The sequence below is a fragment of the Paraglaciecola sp. genome (genome assembly GCF_039964565.1).
Taxonomy (GTDB): Bacteria; Pseudomonadota; Gammaproteobacteria; order Enterobacterales; family Alteromonadaceae; genus Paraglaciecola.
In genome coordinates, this window is record NZ_JBDVXF010000004.1 from 128648 (window position 1) to 146757 (window position 18110).

The 18110-nt window shown below is 39.1% G+C and carries 15 protein-coding genes; 2 read left to right on the top strand and 13 right to left on the bottom strand.

What is annotated here, in order from left to right; translation table 11 throughout:
• Positions 1-229 precede the first annotated feature (229 nt).
• From ABJK37_RS01315 to ABJK37_RS01355, 9 genes are all read right to left on the bottom strand, one after another.
• On the bottom strand, positions 230-631 hold the full coding sequence (locus ABJK37_RS01315) for a hypothetical protein (RefSeq protein ID WP_348349313.1): 402 nt from the start codon (positions 629-631) through the stop codon (positions 230-232).
• Positions 624-1244 (bottom strand): RHS repeat-associated core domain-containing protein, encoded by a 621-nt coding sequence (locus tag ABJK37_RS01320; protein ID WP_348349315.1) that lies wholly within the window; start codon positions 1242-1244, stop codon positions 624-626. The genes ABJK37_RS01315 and ABJK37_RS01320 overlap by 8 nt, the downstream gene beginning before the upstream one ends.
• Before the next feature lie 398 nt (positions 1245-1642).
• On the bottom strand, positions 1643-2407 hold the full coding sequence (locus tag ABJK37_RS01325) for a phosphoribosyltransferase (protein WP_348349317.1): 765 nt from the start codon (positions 2405-2407) through the stop codon (positions 1643-1645).
• A gap of 195 nt (positions 2408-2602) precedes the next feature.
• The gene (locus tag ABJK37_RS01330) at positions 2603-5269 is read right to left on the bottom strand and encodes a TrlF family AAA-like ATPase (RefSeq protein ID WP_348349319.1); all 2667 of its coding nucleotides are present in this window, start codon (positions 5267-5269) and stop codon (positions 2603-2605) included.
• A gap of 137 nt (positions 5270-5406) precedes the next feature.
• Positions 5407-6360, bottom strand: a complete 954-nt coding sequence (locus tag ABJK37_RS01335) for a tyrosine-type recombinase/integrase (RefSeq protein WP_348349321.1) — start codon at positions 6358-6360, stop codon at positions 5407-5409.
• Positions 6341-6826, bottom strand: a complete 486-nt coding sequence (locus ABJK37_RS01340; RefSeq protein ID WP_348349323.1) for a hypothetical protein — start codon at positions 6824-6826, stop codon at positions 6341-6343. The genes ABJK37_RS01335 and ABJK37_RS01340 overlap by 20 nt, the downstream gene beginning before the upstream one ends.
• 13 nt (positions 6827-6839) lie before the next feature.
• The gene (locus ABJK37_RS01345) at positions 6840-7580 is read right to left on the bottom strand and encodes an ATP-binding protein (protein ID WP_348349325.1); all 741 of its coding nucleotides are present in this window, start codon (positions 7578-7580) and stop codon (positions 6840-6842) included.
• Positions 7570-9123 carry an IS21 family transposase gene (gene istA, locus ABJK37_RS01350; RefSeq protein ID WP_348349328.1) on the bottom strand — a complete coding sequence of 518 codons (1554 nt, stop codon included), beginning with the start codon at positions 9121-9123 and terminating at the stop codon, positions 7570-7572. Before istA ends, ABJK37_RS01345 begins: the two co-directional genes overlap by 11 nt.
• Positions 9124-9352: 229 nt before the next feature.
• Positions 9353-9610, bottom strand: coding sequence for a hypothetical protein (locus tag ABJK37_RS01355; RefSeq protein ID WP_348349330.1), 258 nt, complete (start codon positions 9608-9610; stop codon positions 9353-9355).
• A 122-nt stretch (positions 9611-9732) separates the two neighbouring features.
• On the opposite strand from ABJK37_RS01355, the gene ABJK37_RS01360 reads away from it, so the two are divergent.
• Together ABJK37_RS01360 and ABJK37_RS01365 are read left to right on the top strand one after the other, a co-directional pair.
• The gene (locus tag ABJK37_RS01360) at positions 9733-10548 is read left to right on the top strand and encodes a hypothetical protein (protein ID WP_348349332.1); all 816 of its coding nucleotides are present in this window, start codon (positions 9733-9735) and stop codon (positions 10546-10548) included.
• A gap of 441 nt (positions 10549-10989) precedes the next feature.
• Positions 10990-11307: a hypothetical protein gene (locus ABJK37_RS01365; RefSeq protein ID WP_348349334.1), complete on the top strand. Its 318-nt coding sequence runs from the start codon at positions 10990-10992 to the stop codon at positions 11305-11307.
• Between the two features lie 475 nt (positions 11308-11782).
• Here the strand turns inward: ABJK37_RS01365 and ABJK37_RS01370 are convergent, their stop codons facing one another.
• The 4 genes from ABJK37_RS01370 to ABJK37_RS01385 form a co-directional block, all read right to left on the bottom strand.
• Complete coding sequence (locus tag ABJK37_RS01370; protein WP_348349336.1) at positions 11783-12826, bottom strand: hypothetical protein; 1044 nt, start codon at positions 12824-12826, stop codon at positions 11783-11785.
• 166 nt (positions 12827-12992) lie between these two features.
• Positions 12993-13598 (bottom strand): DUF416 family protein, encoded by a 606-nt coding sequence (locus ABJK37_RS01375; RefSeq protein ID WP_348349338.1) that lies wholly within the window; start codon positions 13596-13598, stop codon positions 12993-12995.
• A 13-nt stretch (positions 13599-13611) separates the two neighbouring features.
• Positions 13612-14304, bottom strand: a complete 693-nt coding sequence (locus ABJK37_RS01380; protein WP_348349344.1) for an RHS repeat-associated core domain-containing protein — start codon at positions 14302-14304, stop codon at positions 13612-13614.
• A 3-nt stretch (positions 14305-14307) separates the two neighbouring features.
• Positions 14308-17979: an RHS repeat-associated core domain-containing protein gene (locus ABJK37_RS01385; RefSeq protein WP_348349340.1), complete on the bottom strand. Its 3672-nt coding sequence runs from the start codon at positions 17977-17979 to the stop codon at positions 14308-14310.
• Between the last annotated feature and the right edge of the window lie 131 nt (positions 17980-18110).

The following is an 18110-nucleotide window of genomic DNA, read 5'->3' on the forward strand; positions in this document are numbered from 1 at the left end:
TTTTCTATAGGGGGCAATTGTACCCTCAAAATCTCTTAAATCTTACCAAGTTTATGCTTTTGTTAGAAAGCTTCGGCATCCGTTATACCACCTAGCATTTAGCAAAACCCGTGTGGCAGTGATTTAAAAAGTATCTGACCCATTGTTCCAATATTTGCGTTCTCTTGCTCTTGATAAAACAAAGCCCCGCGAGGGCGAGGCTTTGGATTCAAATAACAACTAAAAGAGTTTAATTTGACTCTGACAAATTTTTGTTCGAAATTTCAAATAGGGCTCTGTTGCTATAAATCCTCAAATAATCATCTCCAATAAACCTTATAAAGAAATGATCACCAAGTTTTGCCTGTTGCTCTGATAATAGCCAATCATCGTCAAAGTCATCAGGAGATTTATATCCAAACTCCTCAATTCCCCAATAATTATCGAAATTCGTTTTCTTAGCAAATAAAACAAACTTAATTTCATCAAATCTGAGACTGGCCCTCTGCTTGTTCGCGACTGAAGAAAGCTCAACCAATAGGTTAGCACCGTCATATCTAACTTGTTCTAGGTTAAAGTCATTGTGTAAGTCAAACATAGTACCTTCTACTATAAGCTCATTACTTTGACCTACTATAAAATTTTTATCCATTTGTCTTCTCTAAAAACTTTCTTGCAGTTCTAATTTGCTGCTGGGTGGTTGCCGTGGTTGAAGCCCCCCTAGTATTAAATGCTGGTTGACTAGGAGCCTGTAGGTTAGCGGGTGAAACTTTAGTATGCGGGGTAGGGACTCCTCCATGAGACTTACCTTGTAGATCAATCTCTATTTTTTGGCTTGGCGATCGCATTGTAACACGACTTTTCTGAGCATTGGCATCTACTAAATCCTTACCTTGTTCTTTTATTGAAGGTTTCGATGCGAACCTATCTGTCTTTGCTAAAGTTTGATTAGGTCTAATCGTTTTGATTGCCGCTTCCATCTGTTTAACAGTAGCGTTTGGATTCATTACTGTAAAATGAGCTTCAACTTTTTTAACTGCTTGCTTACCACCTAAAGCATTAGCAACAGCCTTAGCAATAGGTTTTAGCCTGCGATCAATTCGGGGGTTTTTACCATCCGGGTCTGTGTATTTATAAGGGTTATTAAAAGCATATGTATACCTACCAAACCCTTGCACTTCACCATCTGATATAAAGCTTGCAGCATCAACAGGATCATTCGAATAAAAACGACCTATGATTGGATCATAGTATCGTGCCTGCATATAAATTAGTACGAACTACGAAGCGGGCAAGATTTAGAAGCTGTTATACGAATGGTTCTATAATTGAGCTAAAATATTTTTGTTAAGTATAAATTAGGACTGCTGGGCTATTGCTTTGTATGGGAAATGTATCAGCGTGATTTTAAATGGATAGATCAAAAAAAGAGCCAGTAGGCTCTTTTTTTAAAATTGATAACTCAATTGTTTAACGACCTATAATAGTCGGATTCGCTGCTCTCGAACTCAGTAGGCAATTTGCTCTTATTGCTAGCCACCTATGGCGCTTCACAGATCCTATTAAATGTTTTGAGATAGGGAGGACTCATGCCCGATCTATGTAATTATTATAGATACATAAATTCTGTTCTGCAAGTAGAATGTAGATACTGTCAAATATACTAACGAATTCTGCCATTCAGCGGGCTAAACAAGCACAATGCTTCAATATTGTTGATGCTGCAACCATGGCTTAAAAGCAAATCTTTTGCCGTCACTAATGTCTTTCCAGTAGCAAATAGGTCATCAACTAGCAAGATTGACGATTGAGTATTGTTGAAAGTACTATTCATAGTCAAAGGCGATACGTAATTTCTATATTCGGTTTTTACATCACTCAAAGAGAATTCTCTATTTTCAAGTTCCGCCTTCGACACTGCATCGATAATATTCGTTCTGGCACCATGTGGAATTGCAGTAAAGTTGCCAAAAATTTGTTGACGAACTTGAGCATTCGTTGTTTTCAAGAACAAACCATGATTAAGTGATGCATTGAACTTAGTTGCAATTCTCTTCCCCAATATTAGGGAGATTTTGTGGCTTGAAGGCATCGTAATCACTTCATTATAGGTAATTCCTAGAGCACATTGCTGAACAAAAAATTTGTCCACTATTTGGTTGAGACTATCAACTAATGGTTTAAAGGATTGGTAGCTAGTACGTAATTGTTCTTTTTTCTTTAGTGCATAAATCAAGGGACAATTATCGCCAATAGCTCTTTTGGGACTTCTGTTTTTTCCTCGAAGCAACAAGGAATGAACATTCATTGGACTATTTAAGCATTTTGTTTTTGCAGATGTAGGGTTAGAACTAACTCTGGTATCTCCAAAACTATTATGTGAATGTACAACTGAAACCAATCCTGTTTGGTTTACAATAAAACCCATATTTATAAATAATCTTTCGTGGCAATTTTGACAGCCAAGACTATATCAGCATAAAAATAATCCGCAAACATAAGTCCAGAGAAAACAATTACCACCTTCAGCAAGTGGACAAGTCGATTCATATACATCAGTACGAAATATGGAACAGTGTCCTCTCAAAATATTGAAAGACAAAGTTTAATTTTTGAAAACTAGCTACCCAGAATGCAAACCATATTTCTTTTCTCTTCTTTCAAACGCATAACCCCCACCTTCAAGAATATTACAAATTTGAGACCGCATACTATTAGAGTCCGAAACCAGACCATCTTCTACTGCCCCAGAAAAATAGGTAAGAATTTCATTATCGTTATGGGCAACAATTACTTGTTCAGAATCACTGTTGACTACCAAGTTAGCATTGTGCGTAACAATTATTACTTGTCTGTATTTTTTTATTTTTCTAAATAAAGGGACTAGATTGTGCATTATAAAATCATTGTCCAAATCATCTTCAGGTTGATCAAAAATGAAAGGAGAACCGAAAGGGTCTGTTGCTAACTTTAGGCAAACATAAAATGTTCCACGCTGGCCTACAGAAAGTTTATCAACAGTTTTGTCTTTGTATCTAAATTCAGCATTCACATACAAGAATGACTTGATAGATTGAGGGGTGTACAAATAATCGAGCAAATCGAATCTACCCGACTGATTGAAGTATTCACTTTTCCAGCAAAAGCTCTCCAAGCTGACAATTTCTTTATCCGAAAGTACTATCATTTCAGTGTTGGAAATTAAGTTAAAGAAATCGAGGGGGGTATGAATTGGGAAGACTTCTTTTAACCTTTCCAGTGTACTCAATGAATTAGTCCCCCTAAACTTTCCTCTATTTAATCGTTCTAGAAGGCCATTTAAAAACTTCTCGATATCGAAGCAAATGTCTCCGTATATCGAAATATCTTTTAGAATGTCTTTCACAAGTAAGTTTTGCTCAGAATTCCAAGTAGGGTTATCTGCTGCTAAAGACAGGAATGCTTGATTTACTTGAACTACTTCGTTTTCTAAAAAAAGTTTATATTTGTTTGCTATTTCACTACGTCGAATTACATCTGATTGATATTCAGCCGTTTTTCTTTTGATTTCTTCTAATTTGATGTTGGCGGCATCGATCTGACTTTGATAATCAGTTACTTTACTAAGTAAAGACGAAATATCTTGATTAATACCTTGCCTTTGAAACTCCACTACAATGCTTTGATTATCGCTAGTTAACCTTGAAAGGCTCTGTTGAGTATTTACAATATTTGCTTCTATAGCCTTCATGTTGGCAGAACAATCAAGCATTAAAATATTTGTTGTACTAAGTCGATTTGAATTTATGTTTGCAATATCAGTGTTAATTAGTGGAATGGTCTCATTAATCAGAGCCTTCAATTTATTACAACTATTAACATAAGAATTTAACTCATTAATACTCTTAATATTATTTTGATACCTTTCAATAAGATTCTTATTTTGTGGACTTGTTAATGTCCTTATTAGATTCGTGTAATTCTGTATTATTGAATTTTGATGGTTATCAGTATTAATTGAATTTCCATTATTATCTACAGCCAGCCAATAATTTATAAAACTTCGATAACGTGACAATGCATCAATAGTGGATTCTTCGATAATTGGGTCAAATATACTGTCATGTAACCCAAGCATTCTTTTTATCTCATCACTTAACTGGTCTGGGTTTTGGCTTATTCTTTGAATATCACCTTGGCTTACATGTAGATAATCATAGTTACTATCTTTTTCTGTGAAGGCGATAATGTTTCCGTCTCCCTGATCAAGGTTTAAAGAAAACTCATCAATATTTACATGTCTTTGTTCTATCTCTAATGATTCATGTCTAAATTTAGACCTAATGGCGTCTAACAAAATACTCTTACCTGTACCGCGACCACCAATAATAGAGACCATATTAGGATTTAAGAACAAAGTAGTATCACTAAATTGAAGCGGCTGACCATCAAAAACCGTTCCTTTAGCTTTAATAGATTGAAATCGAGGTTTAATAAAAGTTCTTTCAATAAAGTTATCTATTATTTGTACTCTCTCTTCTGGCTCGATTAAAACTTGTCTCAGACCTTCGAATGTCGGCCTAGCTTTAATCCATGAATATCGAGTACCAACTTCCTCAAGACTGTGAGCATCTGAACAGTTAAGTACAGGCTTTGATATAGCACCTTCAAATCTATTACTGTCTAGAAAAAAGGTTCTAGTTTGACTATTAGAACCAAATATTAAATCACCTATTTTTTCCATTTCATATGCAATAGCAAGTGAACGACCTACATTTTGCGTAGGTCGGAACCCACCATATCCATTTGGGCAAATCCCAATCAAGTAATCAATTCCATAGCGTAAATGAGTTTTTAGATGGCTGCATAAACCAACATAGTCAACAACAGCATGCTCTAGAGAAACACCATTCTGATGCATACTTGCTTCCGAGCAATACACCGTCATGCCGTTAGTTGATGTGTTCATCAACGGCATAGTAGCCAAAACGTTATTGATCTGTTCTGTAGACAAATTTTCAGAGAAGATACAATGCATATTAATCCACTCACCTTGGTTATTAGGTTGAGTGATTCGAAATTCTATATTTCCTAAAACAGCTAAATTTCTGGCTGCCTCTCTAATACTATTCCTAATTATCTCTAATTCATTTTGTTTAAAATAAAAATAATTGGTGATACCGACAAGCGCCAAATCTGATTTAATCAGTGCAGATACATAACCTGACATTGGGCAAGTAAAATGGTTGTTGAGATGCGTAAGAGGACTGTGTATGTGCAAATCCCATTTTTGCCAAGTTGACCCGATCATTTATTTTCCTTAATAAATATTAAAATTCATTTAATGCTAGTTAAATGGATAGCTTCATTCTCTGTAACTAGTCTGCATTAGGATAAGAAGAGTAACAATATCTTTATTCCCCACAGGGCGATAAAACAAGTAAACGTTTAAAACAACCCACTACCGCCTTCAGCAGATGGATGAGTTGCATTATAAACTTCAGACAGTTTTTTACGGCTAACATGAGTATAAATCTGAGTTGTGAGGATGCTTGCATGTCCCAGCATTTCTTGAATATGCCTTAGGTCAGCACCATTATCCAACATTGTAGTAGCAGTGTTATGGCGGTATAAATGACAGGCTCCTGTGCGGTCAAATCCAGCAAGCTTAACGTATTGTGATGCCATATCAGACAGCTTACCCGGTACATAACGCTTGCCGTTGTTAGCCAGAAACAATGCCTTACCTGAACCGATAAACGCAAACATTGGACGTATTTTTCCAATATAAAACGCTAACCACTCACAGCCACGAGTACTGATTGGCACCAAACGTTCTTTTTTGCCCTTGCCATGAACACGTACAAGCTTGGCATTGAAATCGACATCATCGATGTTCAGTTTAACCAACTCCCCGCGCCTAATGCCTGTTGCGAAGAATGTTTCAAGTATAGCCCTATCTCGCAAGCCCTTAACCCCGAACAGTAACGGCTGTTCTAATATCGTTTCTATTTCTTCTTTAGAGTAAAGCGCCTTTGGTATTTGCTCTCCCTTTGATGGCAGTTCAATGTTAGCCAGTGTATTAGTCGAGAGTAATTTCTTAATAAACATGTACTTTACAAACGTTTTTACAAACGTCAGCAAGTTGCGTTTTTGGGCAGGACACAGTGGCTGATTATCTAACGGCTTTCTATAAGAGTTTAGAAAGGCAGCGTAATCATCCATTAAGTCTAAATCGATTTGATCAATGCTAGTAACGTCACGGTCTATACACCATAGAAAGAACTTCTTTAGTCCGCCACGTTTTCCGCGCACGGTATCTGAGCTTTGCCCCTTAGCAAGACAAAGCTCAAAGTAGTACTTGGCACAGCGCCAAATACGCTTAGTGGTAGGCTTGTCCATGTATCAACTCTTTAGCAAATGACATTCCTACATCGACAAACGCTTTTGGCTCTGGTTTGTGCCAGTAAACAACAGACTTATCACCATTACGCAATCGGCCCACTCGGTAACCAACCGCGGAAATGATGCTGCCATCATTATCTACTGTTGGTATCACAATACAGCCACGAAAAAGTTCATGCCCAGTAGGACGAACTAAACCACATCGTTTCAAGCTACCACGTATTGCAGCGCCTTCTGGTGTTCTTTCTTTTGGTATGTTTGTGCCCATAGTGCGATCACAATAACCAATGCTCAGCTCTGTTATAAACTCATTGTCAATACGGCAATTAGCGGCAACAAATTGTTGAGCCAATGAGCTTATTTGATAGCGCTGCTGGTAATACTCAAATACTTGCTGAATATGGAGATCGTCTAAATTAATTTGTCCGAGTACCGAAAGGTAGGTATTGCTATCAATGTGCATGACTTTTCTCCTTCTAATTATTGTTAGGCTTGCCACTACCAAGCAAACCTTCGGCACCACGAAATGCCCCATTCATTACAACTTTATGAGACAAAGGGGCAATGCGATCTAAGAGTGCATCGGCAATGGTTTCTTCGCCAATAGCCTCATGCCATAGGTCAAAATCAAACTGTGATGTAATAATTAATGAACTTTCTTGCTCACGCTTTTCGATTAGGTCAAATAGCAATCTACGCTGAATACTGCTGATTGGTGTAAGTGCCCAATCATCAATGACTAATACAGTAGTTCTTAACATCTTTCGAAAATAAGCTTTAAGCTTGTCGTTCTGCTCAGCTAACTCTAGTTCAATCAACAGATCGTTATACTTGATAAACTTAAGCTTAAAACCTCGCACTATGATGTGATTAGCTAACGCACAGGCAAAATGGGTCTTGCCTGATCCTGTTGCACCAACAATAACGACATGTTGGTGCTTATCAATCCACTCGTATTCAGATAATGTCTTGATTGCCTTGGGGTCATAATCAACACTGGCAAGAGTCGCTTGAGGCCATCGCAACGTAGCCGCCTTTCTAGCTCGGTTAACCTTTGCATTTTCATCTTGCTCTAGTTGAATATCAAGCAATGGTTCAAGAGATTCATAAAAGGCATTTGTATCTACTTCCAATGACTTCAAAACAGAATCAGCTCGTGCAGAAATTGCATTTAGTTTTAATGACTCTAGCTTTTCTTTAATTTGTTTAGTTGGCATGATGAGTTACTCCCGTTGCATAATGTTTTGCGCCACGAACATGTGAATGATGAGGTGGTGTTGGGTTCTCATCTTTTGTCACAAATATCTTTGAGGCGAGAATGTTTTTAAGACTGGTGACTGTGGTAGCTTGATACTTAACTGCGTACTGACAAGCAGACTCAAACACTTCAGGCTCATACTTTTGAGAAAACTTCTGAATCTCACGACAATGGTTATTAGCCAATCGAGCTTTGGCATGTTTATAAATAAACTGAGCTGCCATTATTTGTTGAGTAGCTGAACCAAAGCTTTCAGCCCATTCCCAATAATACTCGACATCACGATCAACGTAATACTTGTGTCTTGGGTGGCGATATTCCTCACGCATCGTTTGACCACCCGGCTCACCATTGCGTATTAGCGTACAATTAGGTTTAGTAAAGTCGCCTTCTTTATAAATATGGATGTGGTCGCGAGTAAGGTGTACGTCAACTTTCTCATGAGCCAATTGCCACGGCACCATGTACTCATGTTCATCAATCAAAATGATGTAGTCATCACGCACTTTGAATTGAAATATTTGTTCGATGTATTCGAGCTTCTCTTTCGTAAGAGGTGAAAGCATTGGCTTATCAAACTTTTCAAAAAGCTTTTTACGAGTAAAGCTTTTCTTCTTTTGAAACGGTTCGTTATTTAGTTTTTCTACCTCCTTTTTAAGCCATGCATTAACTTCATCTACACTATGAAACGTCATTTTCTTCATTTCTATAAGAATGCGACCTTTGATAAATCCAACATGATTCTCTACCAATGCTTTATCTTGAGGGTGCCCCGGACGCGCAGGCACAACAGCAATACGATAATGCCGAGCAAACGCCTCATAAATAGCGTTGAGTACACGGTTAGGACGAATTTTTGTTATTACCGCTTTTGGGCAATCAGGGGTAATGATTTCTGGCACACCTCCACAGTGCTCAAGCATGGCTTCTTGACCATCAACCCAGCTTCGACTTTTTTGGTCGTCAGTGGCGTGTGCATAGCCATAACCAGAGCTGCCAAATACCCCAACAAAAACCTGTAAGATTCTGTCTAACTTTTTCTTGCCATCAGTAAAAGATACCGTTGTGCCGCTAAAGTCAACGTAGATGATCTCTCCAGCTTTGTGTTCGCCTCGCTGTGACAACTTTTTAGTCTTGCTGTACTCTCGATACATGCCATATACGCTTGTTTTTCCAAGTGCCGTGGCGGGGTCCTCTTCAACATATTGCATGAAGAGTGGATAAAACTGCTGCCCCTTAAATTGCATTGCTGTATGCATTTCCTCTAAAGGTGGAGGTCGCTTTTGTGAGTTTCGAAATGGGTAATTGGGATAAATTTTTGCTTGTAAATCTTCAGCTACCTTCTCAGTTTCAGGCCACTCCAGTTCAAGCTCACTCAATCTATTTTTAACGCGACCAATCGCAGTATCAGAGCGCACCATTACTCGACCAATCGCTCGATTGCTCAAGTTGGTTACTGCCGTTAACCGTGCAACTTCATTAATTTCTTTGTTAGAAAACATATTTATATTTCCTTCACTTATGGTAAATGAAGGGCGCAACAAGCCGTTGAACTCAAAATTAAGCTACTGAATCCTTGCATTAAGTTAGGCTTGTTCTATTATTAAATGTGTCGAATGCAAACGACAAACATCTACGAAAGACCTCTGGACCGCTAAATCTTGGAGGTTTTTTCGTTTCTACGCCCGATTAAAATTTAAATCTCTTTATTCATCACATATCTTTATTCTCCTAATTCTGTTTAATTGACTCATTCGCTAACCAACGCGCAATGTCTTTAACTAATGCATATTTGCCGCGCCTGTTATCTAAGTTAAACACCTTTACAGGTATCGTTTTTCTAACAATTGCCTGTCGCAACGCATCAACACTGCGAAAGCCCATCGCTTTTTGAAGGTCTTCACCTGTTATTAAAGGTGAGCCGTACATCAGCAACAGATCCTTTTCCAACTGCTCAGCTAATTTCTCTATTTCCTCCTCATTTTTCATTTCAACCTCCGGGTTGGTTGGAACGTGCCGTAACAAAATAAGACTAGGCTATACTTGCTGTGACAACATTCGTGAAATTTAAGCAGTAGTTCCGATCTAAAAATAAAAACCAAGGCACCAATATGGAACTATTAACCTATAAGAACTTTCCAAGGCCGATGCGCCAGATAGCATCTAATGCATGGGTAAGAGAGGTTATGTATCGTCTCAACGTAACGAGTGTAAGTGATTTGATCCGTTTGTTAGAGGCGATAAAAGGCCGAGAAACTAAGTCTAACTCTGAAAAGGCTAGTGATTTTTGGTATCACGTTTTGAACAAACGCCCTGTGACATGGACGGATAAGATCAATGAAATAGAAGGTCTTTTCCCAGACACCAAATCAATACTAGATAATTTATTTTGGCATTTTCTTTTGTACACAAGAGTGGAAAACGTAAAGCCAAAATCTAGCCAGATCTATAACAGGTATATGGGACCTAGCATTGACGATGAACAATTGATGGCTTTGACTACTAATTATGTTACTAACAATTGGGACTTGTCATTAAGTGATGATCAATTAGAAACAATGCACTCAGTACATGGTTTGGCGGCTTTATTGTCTGGTAACTGCCAATTGAAGTATCGTGAAAAAAACAACGAACAGCTCTTATTATGTCTCTATCGCACTTTCATGATAACTTTTGCACTACGTTACCATACCGATTTTGTTTGGGATATTTTTCAGCTACTTCAACTTCATTTATCTAATGAAAATTCCCCACAGCTTCCACAATATTTTGCTCAAATTGATAGCAAAGATATGCTGATTGAAAAGCTTAGTTTCATACGAAATATTGCCGATAAATGTGTTGCTGAAGATCAAACTGAAGAAACCGCCAAAACAAAACTCATATATCTAGCCCGTCATCAAAACAGCCTAGAACTCAATTTTTGAGATCATCTATTTTCATCCAAGATATTTTTCATAAAATTAATATTTATACTGATGCGTTACTTTATTGGAAAGCCGCGCTTGATTAACTGGATTATTGCGTTAAATAATATGGAATGGCATTGCTAGTTTACTGGAATATGCAATTGCATATTCCAGCCTAAATAGCGCGTTAATTCATATTAAATAGCGAGTTAATCCAGTTAAGAAAACGCACAATTCCGTATTAAAAGCCGCAGTCTTTTTTAGCGGTCATATTTAAATAATAATCTATTTATTAATTGGTTAAATAATGAAGGTGATCTACAGCATGATCTTCTCATGTCGAAGATCATAGTGGCGAATTTAACCTGAAAAAACTCAGGATTAGATCCACGCATTTGATATGTTTTTAATCCATATTTTTCTATCATAAGTCATCTTAAAATTTTCTAGGATCGACTTATGAATACCATAATCTCAAGCTGGCAAATCGTTTCAATAGTCGAAAAAGAGATGTTGATAGGGGAAGTTTTGTGGGGAATTGTTGTTGATGATCCAACCTGCCGATTTGCAAAAGATGACTATGTTTGCACTTCACAAATCATGGAAGCCAACTTAGACATCAATTTGGTAAAAACAGCCAGTGGTAGCCTTTATCAAGTTATTGGCGAGGGCCAAAAAGCTCAGGTGCAGATGAAAGACTTTGAACTCCTTCGCCACGGCTTCAGCCCAGAGCAGATCAACCTTTTGAATTTGGCACCAAACGGATTTTTTCATTGAGCCGCTGTTACTTGAAAACAAAACCTAAGCCACCTGAGCCTGAAAAACAAAGCCCCGCGAGGGCGAGGCGATTCAGTTGGATTCAATACTAAGGCGTATCTTGCCAAGAGTTACTCCCTTCAGATCGTTTGGCAAAACTGGCTGGCTTTGTAATTGGCTTATCTATACTCTTATAAAATAACCATATGCCTGTCGCTCCAATGATTGGAAACAACCAGACTGCTATTATTTGGCCTATCTTTTGTGTTACTTCAAAGTCATCTCTTTTGATTATTATAAAATTAATAACAACGTTAAAGAGCAATAGAAAAATCAATGTTATCTGTAAGTAGCTTTCCATATATTTAAACTCGTTAATGCCATTTATTATTCAATGTTATAGAAGCATTTTATTGATAACAACAAAAAGCCCCGCGAGTGCGAGGCTTTGGATTCAAATAATAGACTCCATTTATATCCGCTATAAATCTATTGCTTACTTGTCTTTAAAGTAAACGCCTTCTTCACCAAGATTGTCTAAACCTAATTCTATTATCCTTACGCTATCCGGGTTTGGGCTAACATCCGTTGCAAGATCAAGTAGTTCCTCTCCGATTCGCGATAACTTACTGCAAAAGAACCTAACCTGATTTTGCAATGGAGTACCTTCTACCTCGTCAAATTGAGGGTCTTCATACTCATCACTCAGATACATGACCTTTTGCTTATTACCGTATTTAATAAGAATTTCAGCTTCTTTTGGCAAACCAATTACCCCCGTATCGTCGATATGCCTGTCATGTTCCATAGATGAAATGAGGTCATTGAGGAAGCGTCTCTCACTACAATAAGAAAAATCTATTGCCGAACGGACTGAATACGTGCCGGGAATGACAAAGCCATAAAATTCACCATCCACAAATAGCTCTGCCGCTAAACTTCTATACTGTTCAAGCTCTTCCCATTGTTCTGGAGGCAACATAGCGATTTGCCATAATGTGGAATAACTTATAGATCCTTCATTTTGTTGTTCTAAAAATAGCGCTCTGGCGAATAAATCATGACGCCAGTCTTCGTACTTTTTGTCTAAGTGCTCACAAAACCTGTGCCACCAACTGGCCCCTTCATAATAATGAGATTTTGCTTTTTTCTTTTTAGGAGTGCTGATTAATGCACTTTCTTTCGATGCGTCTACAACAAGACTGATAAATGACTCAATAGTTGGCGAGTTGATTAGCTTGTTTAGCTCATAAAGTGCTAGCTCAGAACTATCAACTGTTTCCAGCTTTTCCAAAATTAATTCGTTGTGTTTTTGCAGTGCATTTTCAATTAACGCAATCTTTGAACCGATAATGGCTTGGTTTACTTTTGAAGTTAAAGCTTTGTGACCATGTGGGTCAACCTTAAACTTAGCGTATTCAAAAATACCGTTGAATGCTTTGTTTAGCAGACTTTTTTGAGTCTTATTAAGACCCAATGTACTGCCGATATCTTCTCCTAATCCTAGAAGCAACTTGTCCAAAATTTTTTCCGGCTCCATTCACAATCCTTTTAGCCATGTTTTTATAGATGGGTTTCAATCACATTGCTTTATCTTAGCTGACCTTTCTCCAAATTTAACTCAATTTTTAAAAACAACACAAAGCCCCGCGAGGGCGAGGCTTTGGATTCAAAAAACGATAGCTGATAGCCTTTATAAATATTGATTAATCATCAAGTCCAAGACAACTGGCTTTGACTCCAAACCATTTCTTTTTGGTTTCTTTGAAGGATATTGATATATCATCGGTGATAGAAGATAGGAATTCGATAGCTTCTCGTTGAAGTCGAAGTTCATTTTGCATCAACTCATGACTCAAAATTTGCATTTCAATATCAACTGAATTTGGATCCATATCTTCAATAACTTGCACATACATATCAACTGAGTCTCTAATCAATGCCGCTCCAGTTACTATCGTGTTCGTTTCACCATCACAAAAAGACTTCATTAAAAGGCTGGTCGCGACGGCTGCATCTAGTGCAGAAGAAACTAAAATCGAATCAAAATCTTCCGTATCAGGGGCTAATGATTCGGCAATATCTGCCTCTTTTGATAGATTGTCGAATATGATACCAGCACTGAGGTTATTCCAAGCTTTATTCAATAAACTGTTAAGTATTTGCTCGCCAGTAAATCCAGTCTCACGGCTAAACGCCCTAAAGTTTGGAATCATCCTCTGGCAAATCACCAGTAAAAAGATTATTTGCTTCCAAAATTCAAGCTTATCTAGCTTCTGCTTCAGAAGACCTTCGTCAAACCTTTGTTCCATTTACTGCTCACTTTTATTTATTTTTGAGTTCACTTGCTGGCTTAATCTGTTCGCTCTTTAAAAAGCTCTGGCAATTAGAGCAAATAGGCCGACTTGCAGCAACTGCAATTGGGTTTAATCCTCCAGCTTTTGCTGCACTTACAGCAGTCACTTCTGCATGACCTTGACCTTTACCTTCAATTTCTCCTTTCTGTAGCATTTGTCTCTGAGCTGGTCTAAGTCTTGGTTCCGATGAACTAACCACTCTTATTCCTTGAGATGTTTCAGCAACTGCTACTGTTGTTCTTGTCTGAGTTGCTATTGGTACTGCTTGATGAATTTCAGTCGCTCTAGTAGTTAGACTGGCAATAGTAGGCGATTTCAGTAATGCACCTCTTCCCCCAAGAGCTAAGCCAATCGCATTATTCAGTGCCAACTGATTTACACTAATAACCCGTGGTGCGGGTTGAACATCACTAGGGTCTGTGAACATAGGATCTTTTGCCGCAAGGCTGGCATCCCTGCCATCAGGATCTGTATATTTGTACGGGTTATTATTTGCATAAGCATAACGGTTGAAGTTATGAACATTATTAAACCCAACAGGGTCATTACTATAAAACCGCCCAATCACTGGATCATAGTATCGTGCCTGCATATAACTTAACCCTAAGTCAGTATCAAACTTATGGCCGGTATAACCGATGTCATCTTTAGGCGTTTCTATACTTTACCCAAAAGGCTGATAGTGGAGCCTGTCTGTGACTGTGCCACTGGTGTTTGACTCCGCAGCGGTGCTGCCAAGGAAGTCACTGTGCAGATAGGTAACCGTGCTCCCTTTTTTGTTGGCGACCAGTTTTTCGCCCAAATAATAGTAATCAATATGTTGACCATTGACATTTCGATACATCAGCTTGCCGTTGCTGCCATAGAACGAATAGCTTGCTGTACCGCTTGAACCGTCCTCCATGACTCGCTTGTTGTTGCCGTCATAGGTGTACTCATAGCCATCTGAGTCCACCATTTGATTGGCGGTGTTGTACTCAAAGCTACGTGTACCATTATCGGTTACGTTGCCTTTGTCGTCGTAGCTAAAGTTATAACTTTTACTGCCACTGGTATAATCAAGTTGCTTGTCACTGTTATAGTGATAGGTAATGGTTTGGCTACCTATCTTGTAATAGGTAATGTTGCCAAGGGTGTCGTAATTAACATCACCTGTGCCAGAGTAGCTGTCAGTGATGAGGTTGAGTCTATCTAGCCCATCAAAAGTCATCTGTAGGTCATAGGCATTATTCACCTTGTCATCTAAGAAAGTAACATTGTTGTTCGCATCATAAGTAAAGCCATGATTTAGCGCGTAGGTTGTGCTTTTCTTATCGTAAAAAGTGTTGGGCAGTCCGGAGTTGTACTGTGTAGATGTATGCGCAAACCCGTTACCATAGCCATGAGACTTAGGCATGCCATTAGCATGGTACGTAGCATTAGTGGCATAACTCCCTGCTTGCTTGGCTTGACCCAATGCATTAGGTACATAGCTGATATTGGCACCACTTGGATATATGGTGTTCGTTAAATTACCGGTACTGTTGTATACATAATCAAGCACGAAACTTTGCCCATCGACATTCAGTGTTTCTTTTTCAATTAGGTTGGCACTGTTGTATTCGTAGTCGGTAACCACTGAGCCTGCGGTCAATGTTTCAAGGCGGCTATTTTTATCATAGGCGTAGGTTTTGTCTGGGCTGGTGTCGCCAAAGTTAATGGTTTTGATATTACCCAGGTTGTCATAGGTATAGCTGGATTTGTCTTGTGCATCTACGGAGGTATCACAAGCAGTCGTCGAGGTACTGACCGAATTACCCGATGCTTGCCACGACAGCAGCCCCAGCGCATCATAAAAATAGGCTGTTCTGCCTACGTCATTTCTAAGGGTTTTACATAATTGCTGGTATGTATCGTACACCCTATTTTCGGTTTTTCCGCCTTGACTGACGGAAGTGATGTTGCCATAAACATTATAATTTATCGCTGTGGTAACACTTTCAGGTGAGGCAATCGTAGTGGCCATACTTTGCTCTGGCGCACCATAAGCTAGGTACGTAGTGGTCGTAATATTGCCTTTATTATCGTTCACCTGTACTCGGTTGTTGGATAAGTAGCTATAACTTATGCTGCCGGATGTGGTGTTGTCGTCCAAGGTTTTGGTGCGGCCTAATCCATCATAGGTGGTGCTGACACCATAAGGGGTAGAGTGAGACTGATAAGGTTTACTTTGATAAATTGGACGGTTTAGCGCATCAAAGGTTTGGCGGGTATAGCGTGCAGTGGAGCTGATACTTGTGTCCCATTCTTTACTTATCACTGGGCGCAGAAGGCTATCGAAGTAAGTCAGTTTTTGATAATTACCTTTGTCTATGACTTGTTTGACCATGCCAGAGGTGACGGCAGTTAAACCTTCACTGCTACTAGTAGTGGAATAACTGATACTGGTGTTAAGCCAACTACTGTCACAAGGGTCAACCAAATCCATCCGCCCTAAACTGTCATAACCATACTCAATACACTCACCTAAAAAGTCAGTTTGTTTGGTTACCCAGCCATTGTTATCAACCACTTTATACGCATACTGACTAGAAGTACTAAGGCTCTGCGGTGAACGAATGGTTTGTGCGATCCCCCTTTTGTAATTGGAATAGTACACCCAGCGGTTTGTTCCATTGTAGCTGACCTTATTAGGTAAGCCTTTTTGAATGCCTGATGTATGATAGGTCTCGTTTCGTTTGTACCAACGCCCAAAGGCATAATGGTAATTGGGTAAGGATTTATAGCTGCCTGTCGCACTATGGTAAGTTGTTTTGCTAGTTTCTTTATAACTACTGCCGTTACTCGACACTTGAGTATAACTAGGCAGGCCAATTAACCAATTAGTCGTATCATGAACATAGTAGTTTTTGGTATAGCGGGTATTACCGTTAAAGTTGTTGGATTCGCTGGTGATTTGCGGGTAACCAAAGATGTCAAAAGTATTGTAAGTGGTCGTAAAGGTATTGGTTGAGCCATCTACCTTACTCACTACACTGCTGCTTTGCATAATACGTTGTTTGCTCGGAGCGCTATTTTCGAACAATACTTCATCGCTGCCTATGGCCGGACTTGCCACAAAATCAGATTCAGTGCGAGACAATAAAGTCGAGCCATTCGTATCGTAAACATCTACAACGATGAGGCTACCTTCCTTAAAACTACTGAAATCACGGTTATAATAGTAAATCGTTTTACTACCATCTGGCGCTTCGACTGTGGTCGATTTATGGTTTTCGCGGTTTACTGGTGCACTGCTAGGAAGCTGATGAGTTGTACTAGGCGTAGTCGTTGTCCAAGTTCCAATGTTACCCGAATAGGTATAGTCCCACGTCAGCGCCGAAACCCCCGCACCTGATAAGGTTTTTTCTACCAATGCATGATTGGGATAGCAACGGGATTGGATGGGCTGTATATTGGGCCCACCTGTGCCGTTACCATATTCAGTGACATTGCTGCGACCATGCATTTGCGGCGCGAACGTGAAAGTACCCGTCATGCCATCTGGATGGGTCAATGAAACGGAATACCCTGTATTACCTGCCATTATTGCACAATCTTGATACACGGTATTACCATTACCGTCTGGCGTTGATGTCATGCTAGGAGGCAACGTATAAGCTAAATCATCAAGGTCATAAGTCCAAGACTTACCGTCAGGTCTAGTGACTGATAAAAGTGAGTAAGGTGCAGAGCTGGAATATTGATAACTCCATGTTCTGCCATTGAAAGCCATGGATGTAATCAAACTAGACTGAGTTGGATGGTTGTAGCTGAAAGTCACGGTACGACTGTCGTTGGTAGTAATAGACGTTAAATTACTGCCAGTATAGTTATAATTGATGTAGTTACCAAAACGGTCTTCTACTCTAGTGGCCAGCATAAACGCGTTGTAACGGGCGGTGGGTTTATAGTCTCTGACAATGGGTTTCGCACTGATAAGTCTAAGCTTATCAAAAGTATATTTAAGTCCATCCGGTGAAAAACCAATAAACCCCTCACCTAAACCATCTGCACGATTAAAACAGCTAAACTTCCAGTTAGATTGTGTTACGCGTTTATAGGTGCTACTTGATGCTAGGTAACCATTATTTTCCAGCAATTTTGCACCATTACCTCCGGGCAATTGTAAATTATCGCCATTCCAGTATTCATTGCTTTCGAAATTGTTGCCCCAGTTAGAAATCGAACCTGGATCTAAACTGCCAGAACACTCTTGACCAATACCCCATGAGCCAGAATAACGTATTTGGCTTCGAAGCAACGTGGTTTGAATTGCGGGAAAATCCAACGTCCAATCAGCCATCATGATACTCATTGAGCCTCCCCAATCAGCGTAACTTTTCGGCTACTCTGATAGGTGACAAAACCAAAACGGAGAAGCTCAATGAACTTTTATACTAATACACATCCATACTATTGTGGAATTGATTTAGAAATAACAAAATA

Bases quoted from the DNA above. Each gene is read 5' to 3' on its own strand.
- ABJK37_RS01315 (WP_348349313.1), bottom strand. From the start codon at position 631: ATGGATAAAAATTTTATAGTAGGTCAAAGTAATGAGCTTATAGTAGAA.
- ABJK37_RS01320 (WP_348349315.1), bottom strand. From the start codon at position 1,244: ATGCAGGCACGATACTATGATCCAATCATAGGTCGTTTTTATTCGAAT.
- ABJK37_RS01325 (WP_348349317.1), bottom strand. From the start codon at position 2,407: ATGGGTTTTATTGTAAACCAAACAGGATTGGTTTCAGTTGTACATTCA.
- ABJK37_RS01330 (WP_348349319.1), bottom strand. From the start codon at position 5,269: ATGATCGGGTCAACTTGGCAAAAATGGGATTTGCACATACACAGTCCT.
- ABJK37_RS01335 (WP_348349321.1), bottom strand. From the start codon at position 6,360: ATGGACAAGCCTACCACTAAGCGTATTTGGCGCTGTGCCAAGTACTAC.
- ABJK37_RS01340 (WP_348349323.1), bottom strand. From the start codon at position 6,826: ATGCACATTGATAGCAATACCTACCTTTCGGTACTCGGACAAATTAAT.
- ABJK37_RS01345 (WP_348349325.1), bottom strand. From the start codon at position 7,580: ATGCCAACTAAACAAATTAAAGAAAAGCTAGAGTCATTAAAACTAAAT.
- istA (WP_348349328.1), bottom strand. From the start codon at position 9,123: ATGTTTTCTAACAAAGAAATTAATGAAGTTGCACGGTTAACGGCAGTA.
- ABJK37_RS01355 (WP_348349330.1), bottom strand. From the start codon at position 9,610: ATGAAAAATGAGGAGGAAATAGAGAAATTAGCTGAGCAGTTGGAAAAG.
- ABJK37_RS01360 (WP_348349332.1), top strand. From the start codon at position 9,733: ATGGAACTATTAACCTATAAGAACTTTCCAAGGCCGATGCGCCAGATA.
- ABJK37_RS01365 (WP_348349334.1), top strand. From the start codon at position 10,990: ATGAATACCATAATCTCAAGCTGGCAAATCGTTTCAATAGTCGAAAAA.
- ABJK37_RS01370 (WP_348349336.1), bottom strand. From the start codon at position 12,826: ATGGAGCCGGAAAAAATTTTGGACAAGTTGCTTCTAGGATTAGGAGAA.
- ABJK37_RS01375 (WP_348349338.1), bottom strand. From the start codon at position 13,598: ATGGAACAAAGGTTTGACGAAGGTCTTCTGAAGCAGAAGCTAGATAAG.
- ABJK37_RS01385 (WP_348349340.1), bottom strand. From the start codon at position 17,979: ATGAGTATCATGATGGCTGATTGGACGTTGGATTTTCCCGCAATTCAA.